Origin of the sequence: Aeromonas sp. LsrichE-8G (assembly GCF_022869435.1) — a bacterium.
GTDB lineage: Bacteria > Pseudomonadota > Gammaproteobacteria > Enterobacterales > Aeromonadaceae > Aeromonas > Aeromonas caviae.
The window spans coordinates 21,371-27,671 of record NZ_JALIHH010000287.1 but is presented as its reverse complement, the minus strand read 5'-3'; the positions used below and the strand labels follow the sequence as shown (position 1 = coordinate 27,671).

Here is a 6,301-nt window from a genome sequence, read left to right as displayed (position 1 = left end):
TTGATTGTGAACTCGGAGCGGACGTGCATTGGTTGATGCGGTCTGCTGGCTCAGCTTTGCAGCAGCTGGCTGCGGATAAACTGCCACTGATCTTCAAACCCGGCAGTGGGCTTGATTTTGAACTCCGAGCGGACGAACTGGCTGATGCGGCCCTCGGTATAGGCCAGCAGCAGGTTGGCCAGCATGGTCTCGTCGAGCTGGAAGCCCTGGCCTTCCCGCAGCCGTTTCTCGCGCAGTACCTGCTTGATCTGGGTCTCCAGCTTGTCGAACAGGATGCTGATGCGATCCCGCAGCCGATCGTGTTCGCCCAGCAGGGCATCGCCATTGAGAATGCGGGTGATGCCGGGGTTGCGCTCGGCGAACACCAGCAGCAGCTGCAGTATGTGATGGCAGCGGGCCATGGTGTCCTTCTCTTCGGCCATGATCAGGTTGACCCGTGACAGCAGGGAATCCTCGATAAAGTCGATCAGCCCCTCGAACATCCTCGCCTTGCTGGGAAAATGCCGGTAGAGGGCCGCCTCGGACACGCCCACCTCGGCCGCGAGGCGTGCCGTGGTGATGCGCTGGCCCGGGCTGGTTTCCAGCATGTGGGCGAGTGCCTGCAGGATCTGATCGCGCCGACTCTGTTTCTGGTTACTGCTTGCCATGGATTCCCCTAAAAAAACAATGGCTTGATTCTATTATTTGGCACGTGCCCCAGGGGGCCGTGTGGTCTTGTTATTGGCGACCAGAAGAACCAAACCCGCCTTCACCCCGTTCACTCTGATTGAATTCGTCGACCAACTGGAAGCTGGCCTGTACCACTGGCAGGATCACCAGCTGGGCGATGCGCTCGCCAGGCTGCATGGTGAAGCTGTCGTTGCCACGGTTCCAGACCGAGACCATCAACTGACCCTGGTAGTCGGAGTCGATGAGGCCGACCAGGTTGCCCAGTACGATGCCGTGCTTATGGCCGAGGCCGGAGCGGGGCAGGATGGTGGCGCACAGACCCGGATCCTGGATGTGAATGGCCAGCCCGGTCGGCACCAGCGTGGTGTCGCCAGGGGCCAGGGTCAGCGGGGCATCCAGCAGGGCGCGCAAGTCCATGCCAGCGGAGCCCGGTGTGGCGTAAGCGGGCAGCGGGAAGTCGGTGCCGATGCGGGCATCCAGGATTTTCAGTTCAATTTGTGTCGTCATGAATCTTTTTCAATTGGATCGCCTGGCGATCGGGTGGTACTGCAGGAGCCTGGGGCTCCCGGCATGTTCAATGGGCTCAGGGTCGATAATGGCGTGCAATCAGGGCGACAAGATGACGGGCGAGCGTCAGCTTATCGGCCAGGGGCAGGGCGGCTTGACCCCCTTGCCAGAAGACGGTCAGGGCGTTGTCATCGGCATTGAAACCCTGGCCTGCACGGGACACATCGTTGGCTGCGATCATGTCCAGCCGCTTACGTCGAAGTTTGTCGAGGGCGTATTGTTCCACATCCACGGTTTCGGCGGCAAATCCGACGGTGAAGGGTTTGTCTGACAACGCCCCCACATCGGCGATGATGTCGGGGTTTTTGACCAGGGTCAGCTGCATCTGGTCGTTGTCGCCGGTCTTCTTGATCTTTTGCTCGGCCACCTGGGCGGGACGGTAGTCGGCGACGGCAGCGCAGCCGATAAAGAGGTCGCACTCACCGACCCGGCTCATCACCGCTTCGTGCATCTGCAGGGCACTCTCCACATCGATGCGGGTAACGCCGGCCGGGGTGGCCAGTGCCACCGGGCCGCTCACCAGGGTCACCTCCGCGCCCGCTTCGCGCGCGGCGCGGGCGATGGCGTAGCCCATCTTGCCGGAGCTGTGGTTGCTGATATAGCGCACCGGATCCAGCGCCTCGCGGGTCGGCCCGGCGGTGAGCAGCAGCCTGACGCCTGCCAGGAGCGGTTCGGCGGCGAGCTGCTGGCAGCAGCGTTCCACCAGTTCCAGGGGATCCAGCATCCGGCCCGGGCCCACGTCGCCGCAGGCCTGGCTGCCGGAGTCTGGCCCCCACAGCTGAATGCCGCGCTCGGCTAGGGTCTGAAGGTTGGCCTGGGTAGCGGCGTTGCGATACATCTGCTGGTTCATGGCTGGCGCCAGGGCGACAGTCGCCGGGGTGGCCAGGCAGAGGGTGGTGAGCAGCTCGTCCGCCATGCCGGCGGCCATGCGGGCCATCAGGTTGGCGCTGGCGGGTGCGATCAGCACCAGATCGGCCCACTTGGCCAGTTCGATGTGGCCCATGCCCGCCTCGGCAGCCGGGTCCAGCAGACTGTCGGCCACCGGGTGGCCTGAGACGGCTTGCAGGGTCAGCGGGGTAATGAACTCCTTAGCGGAGCGGGTCATCACCACTCGCACCTCGGCCCCCTGATCTTTCAGGCGACGTACCAGTTCGGCACTCTTGTAGGCGGCGATCCCGCCACTGACACCCAACAGGATGCGTTTATCGGCCAATCTCATCTGCTGCTTCTCTTCCGGCTCACTCTGATTGGTCGGCTAAGATAGCACAGGCAATGGGTGGCGACAGAGGCTGACATGGGGGAGTTGTGGTCGGGCTCGCGGGATTCTTTGCTATGTTTTCTCTCATTAGCCATGAGGGAGAGACAAATGAGCATCAAGGAGTGGCCGGAAGAGGAGCGCCCGAGGGAAAAGCTGCTGCGCCGAGGGGCGACGGCGCTCTCCGATGCCGAACTGCTGGCCATCTTCCTGCGCACCGGGGTTAGCGGGTTGAGTGCGGTGGATCTCTCCCGCCAGTTGTTGCAGCAGTTTGGTTCCCTGCGGGCACTGCTGGGAGCCGAGCAGCAGGATTTTTGTGGCGCTCACGGGCTGGGACCTGCCAAGTATGCTCAGTTGCAGGCGGTGCTGGAGATGGGGCGGCGCCATCTGGCCGAACAGTTGCAACGGGGAGAGGCGCTCACCTCGCCCGGGCTTACCCGTGACTTTCTGCAAGCCCAGTTGCGGGATCGGGGGAGGGAGGTGTTCGCCCTGCTGCTGCTCGACAACCAGCACAGGGTCATCCGGTTTGTCGAACTTTTTTACGGCACCCTCGACTCGGCGAGCGTCTGGCCCAGAGAAATCGTGCAGATCGCGCTCAAACATAATGCAGCCGCCGTGATTCTGGCGCATAATCACCCGTCCGGCGTGGCCGAGCCCAGTCGGGCGGACCGCCAGATCACGGATCGGATCCTGGCCGCCCTGGCCCTGGTCGATATCAGAGTGCTTGATCACCTGGTGATCGGTGATGGCATCACGGTTTCTTTCGCAGAGCGTGGTTGGTTGTGACTGGGCTCTGGCACTGTATTAGTTGATCTTTGATCACGGATGCTGTATAAAATGCCGCCTTCTGTTTGCCCCGCAATCGAAGGCCAGCGGGGCAGATATTTGCTCGAGCAATGAAGTAAGATTTGGAGAGACTGACATGTCTAGAGTATGCCAAGTAACCGGCAAGCGCCCGGCAGTTGGTAACAACCGTTCGCACGCTAACAACGCTACCAAGCGTCGTTTCCTGCCGAACCTGCACACTCACCGTTTCTGGGTTGAGAGTGAAAAACGCTTCGTGAGCCTGCGCGTATCCGCAAAAGGCATGCGTATCATCGACAAGCGCGGCGTTGAAGTGGTTCTGGCTGAACTGCGTGCCAGCGGCGTTAAGGTATAAGGAATTAGATCATGGCTAAAGGTATTCGCGATAAGATTCGCCTGAACTCCAGCGCCGGTACTGGTCACTTCTATACCACTACCAAGAACAAGCGCACCATGCCCGAAAAAATGGAGATCAAGAAATTTGATCCCGTGATTCGTCAGCATGTGATCTACAAAGAAGGCAAAATCAAGTAATTACTTGGTTTCGCTGCAAAAACCCGGCCTCGTGCCGGGTTTTTTTATGGCTGGAATTCAGTACACTGCCGATTCGAAGGGAGGCTAGCCATGTTCAAACTGAGCCGCAAAGGCTGGAACAACGTGATCATCGTGGTCGTGTTGATCGTCATTACCCTGTTGCACCGACTGGAGCAGGCCCAGCAGGAGAACAGTGCCAAACGCGCGCGTCCGCTGTTGCCGGAGAGTGCCGTGGTGCTGACCTGGCGGGGGCCGAGCTGGCAGATAGAGCGTATCGGCCAGGGCTGGCGCAGCGCGCCGGATCTGGGGCTCGGCAGCGCCCAGCTGGCGGCCCGCATCGAGGCGTGGCAAGGCTGGCTGCTGCCCCCCGGCGAGCCCGTGCGCGGCACCCCGGTGACCCTCAAGATCTGGATCGCCGGACAGAGCGATCCGGTGGAAGTCGGGCTCTATCAGGACGACGGCAAGTTTGCCGCCCTGCTGCCCTCCTCGACCTGGCTCAGCCTGAGTCAGGCGCAATACCGTGACCTGATACGTCCCATTCCCTGAACGAGAGATCGCCCATGCCTGAATTACCGGAAGTCGAAGTCAGCCGCCAGGGCATCTCCCCCTGGCTTACCGGCATCAAGGTGACCCGCGTGGTGGTGCGGGACGGCCGCCTGCGCTGGCCCGTGCCCGGCGAGATCCAGGAGCTGGTGGATCTCACCATCCACCGCGTCAGCCGCCGCGCCAAATACCTGTTGCTGGAGACCGACTTCGGCACCGCCATCCTGCATCTCGGGATGTCCGGCAGCCTGCGGGTGCTGGACATCGGCACCCCGGCCGAGAAGCACGATCATGTGGATATCGAGCTGGCCAACGGCAAGCTGCTGCGGCTCAACGATCCGCGCCGTTTTGGCGCCCTGCTGTGGACCCGCGAACCGGCCGAGGCCCATGCCCTGCTCGCCAAGCTGGGGCCGGAACCCCTCACCGACGCCTTCCATGCCGATTACCTGCGGGAGCGGGCGAAGGGGCGCAGCACCGCCATCAAGCAGTTCCTGATGGACAACCACGTGGTGGTCGGGGTAGGCAACATCTACGCCAACGAGGCGCTCTATGCCGCCGGCATTCATCCCAGGCGGGCGGCGGGCAACATCAGCGCCGAGCGGCTGGGCACCCTGGTGAGCGAGATCAAGCGGGTGTTGGCCGAGGCCATTCGCCAGGGGGGCACCACCCTCAAGGATTTCACCAGCGCCGACGGCAAGCCGGGCTATTTCGTCCAGCAGTTGCAGGTTTACGGCCGTGGCGGCCAGCCCTGTTTCCACTGCCACACCCTGCTCACCGAGGTGAAGATGGGCCAGCGAACCACGGTGTTCTGCTCCCACTGCCAACGCTGAAAGTGGGATTTTTGAGCCGGAACCGGCCAAGTTGTAAGAGAGTATTTCCGGTCTGTTGAAGCGGCGTCAGCCCATGACTACTATCTCGCCAGTTCAGGCTGCGAGGTAATAAAATGACAGCTAAATCAATAGACTGGGAACATTTATCCCGGCAGGGGCACTATTGTGCCCACGATATGGCCCGCTTCCTCTATCCCGAAGACAGCGCCCGCAAGACCTTCAATCGCGGCAAGTTTTTGCTGCGCAGTCTGCTCTACCTTGCGCAGTTGAACCGGGTGTTCGAGCTGTTCCAGAGCGCCCCCCTGCGGGCGCTTCCCGCCCGCCACCCCGAGCTGCTCGACAAGCCGATGCGCCCCTATCGCTTCGCCTGCTCGACGGTGAACCAGCGGGTCAAGATGGTGGAGGATCACTACCGCCTGCTGCTGGGCCTGTACCCCGAGCTCATCGACCCGCTCTATCTGGGGGAGGGGATAGTGCTGGGCCATTATCCCGATGGCGGCTGGCGCATCGTGCTGCGTCACGACGGCACCTTCCGCAGGGAGGCGGAGCTGGCCCTCTCCATCGTCAACGCGCGGGGGGAGCGACTCTACAGCTGTGCCTTCTCCCTGGCGGGCAACGAACAGGAGCTGGCCCTGGTGATCGGGTCGGTGCAGGGGCCAGAGCCCTGTGTCGAACAGCCCCAGGAGCAGGTGCGGGCATTGACCCGGGCGGGTCAGGGTCTGAGACCCAAGTCGCTGGTGGTGATGCTGGTGATGGCGCTGGCCGGGGCCATGGGGGCCCACCGGGTCTGTGCGGTGCGCATGAAGGCCCACATCTTCCAGGCAAGACGGTACAGCAAGAAGAAGAAAGCCTGCCTGCAGGCGGACTACGACGAGCTGTGGCAGGAGTTTGGCGCCCTCGATCAGGACGCCAACTTCGTGCGGCTGCAACCCGTGGTGCGCAAGCCGCTGGAGGAGGTGGCCGCCAAGAAGCGGGCCATGTACCGGCGCCGTTACGAGTGGCTCGATCAGCTGGAGCTGGCGATCCGCCAGCAGTTTGCCCGCAGCTAGGCGTGCAGTGCGTTGATGCAACAAGGGCTACCCGCGGGTAGCCCTTGTTC

The 6,301-nt window shown here is 62.3% G+C and carries 9 protein-coding genes; 6 read left to right on the top strand and 3 right to left on the bottom strand.

What is annotated here, in order from left to right:
• Nucleotides 1–50 precede the first annotated feature (50 nt).
• From slmA to coaBC, 3 genes are all read right to left on the bottom strand, one after another.
• Nucleotides 51–647, bottom strand: a complete 597-nt coding sequence (slmA, locus tag MUW49_RS21465) for a nucleoid occlusion factor SlmA (protein WP_010676117.1) — start codon at nucleotides 645–647, stop codon at nucleotides 51–53.
• A gap of 70 nt (nucleotides 648–717) precedes the next feature.
• Complete coding sequence (dut, locus tag MUW49_RS21460) at nucleotides 718–1,176, bottom strand: dUTP diphosphatase (RefSeq protein ID WP_010676116.1); 459 nt, start codon at nucleotides 1,174–1,176, stop codon at nucleotides 718–720.
• A gap of 76 nt (nucleotides 1,177–1,252) precedes the next feature.
• A complete protein-coding gene (gene coaBC, locus MUW49_RS21455) occupies nucleotides 1,253–2,455 on the bottom strand; it encodes a bifunctional phosphopantothenoylcysteine decarboxylase/phosphopantothenate--cysteine ligase CoaBC (RefSeq protein ID WP_042879081.1) in 1,203 nt (400 codons plus the stop codon).
• Between the two features lie 147 nt (nucleotides 2,456–2,602).
• Here coaBC and radC point away from each other — a divergent pair, with 147 nt between their 5' ends.
• From radC to MUW49_RS21425, 6 genes are all read left to right on the top strand, one after another.
• Nucleotides 2,603–3,277, top strand: coding sequence for a DNA repair protein RadC (gene radC, locus MUW49_RS21450; protein WP_010676114.1), 675 nt, complete (start codon nucleotides 2,603–2,605; stop codon nucleotides 3,275–3,277).
• 136 nt (nucleotides 3,278–3,413) lie between these two features.
• A complete protein-coding gene (gene rpmB / locus MUW49_RS21445) occupies nucleotides 3,414–3,650 on the top strand; it encodes a 50S ribosomal protein L28 (protein WP_005307492.1) in 237 nt (78 codons plus the stop codon).
• An 11-nt stretch (nucleotides 3,651–3,661) separates the two neighbouring features.
• On the top strand, nucleotides 3,662–3,829 hold the full coding sequence (gene rpmG / locus MUW49_RS21440) for a 50S ribosomal protein L33 (protein WP_005323752.1): 168 nt from the start codon (nucleotides 3,662–3,664) through the stop codon (nucleotides 3,827–3,829).
• 90 nt (nucleotides 3,830–3,919) lie between these two features.
• Nucleotides 3,920–4,375 (top strand): hypothetical protein, encoded by a 456-nt coding sequence (locus tag MUW49_RS21435; protein ID WP_052816526.1) that lies wholly within the window; start codon nucleotides 3,920–3,922, stop codon nucleotides 4,373–4,375.
• A gap of 14 nt (nucleotides 4,376–4,389) precedes the next feature.
• Nucleotides 4,390–5,202 (top strand): bifunctional DNA-formamidopyrimidine glycosylase/DNA-(apurinic or apyrimidinic site) lyase, encoded by an 813-nt coding sequence (gene mutM, locus MUW49_RS21430; RefSeq protein WP_052816525.1) that lies wholly within the window; start codon nucleotides 4,390–4,392, stop codon nucleotides 5,200–5,202.
• A 176-nt stretch (nucleotides 5,203–5,378) separates the two neighbouring features.
• Nucleotides 5,379–6,251, top strand: coding sequence for a VirK/YbjX family protein (locus MUW49_RS21425; protein ID WP_052816524.1), 873 nt, complete (start codon nucleotides 5,379–5,381; stop codon nucleotides 6,249–6,251).
• Nucleotides 6,252–6,301 lie beyond the last annotated feature (50 nt).

Coding starts and splice junctions, on each gene's coding strand:
- rpmB (WP_005307492.1), top strand. CDS start 3,414: ATGTCTAGAGTATGCCAAGTAACCGGCAAGCGCCCGGCAGTTGGTAAC.
- MUW49_RS21435 (WP_052816526.1), top strand. CDS start 3,920: ATGTTCAAACTGAGCCGCAAAGGCTGGAACAACGTGATCATCGTGGTC.
- slmA (WP_010676117.1), bottom strand. CDS start 647: ATGGCAAGCAGTAACCAGAAACAGAGTCGGCGCGATCAGATCCTGCAG.
- mutM (WP_052816525.1), top strand. CDS start 4,390: ATGCCTGAATTACCGGAAGTCGAAGTCAGCCGCCAGGGCATCTCCCCC.
- MUW49_RS21425 (WP_052816524.1), top strand. CDS start 5,379: ATGGCCCGCTTCCTCTATCCCGAAGACAGCGCCCGCAAGACCTTCAAT.
- radC (WP_010676114.1), top strand. CDS start 2,603: ATGAGCATCAAGGAGTGGCCGGAAGAGGAGCGCCCGAGGGAAAAGCTG.
- dut (WP_010676116.1), bottom strand. CDS start 1,176: ATGACGACACAAATTGAACTGAAAATCCTGGATGCCCGCATCGGCACC.
- rpmG (WP_005323752.1), top strand. CDS start 3,662: ATGGCTAAAGGTATTCGCGATAAGATTCGCCTGAACTCCAGCGCCGGT.
- coaBC (WP_042879081.1), bottom strand. CDS start 2,455: ATGAGATTGGCCGATAAACGCATCCTGTTGGGTGTCAGTGGCGGGATC.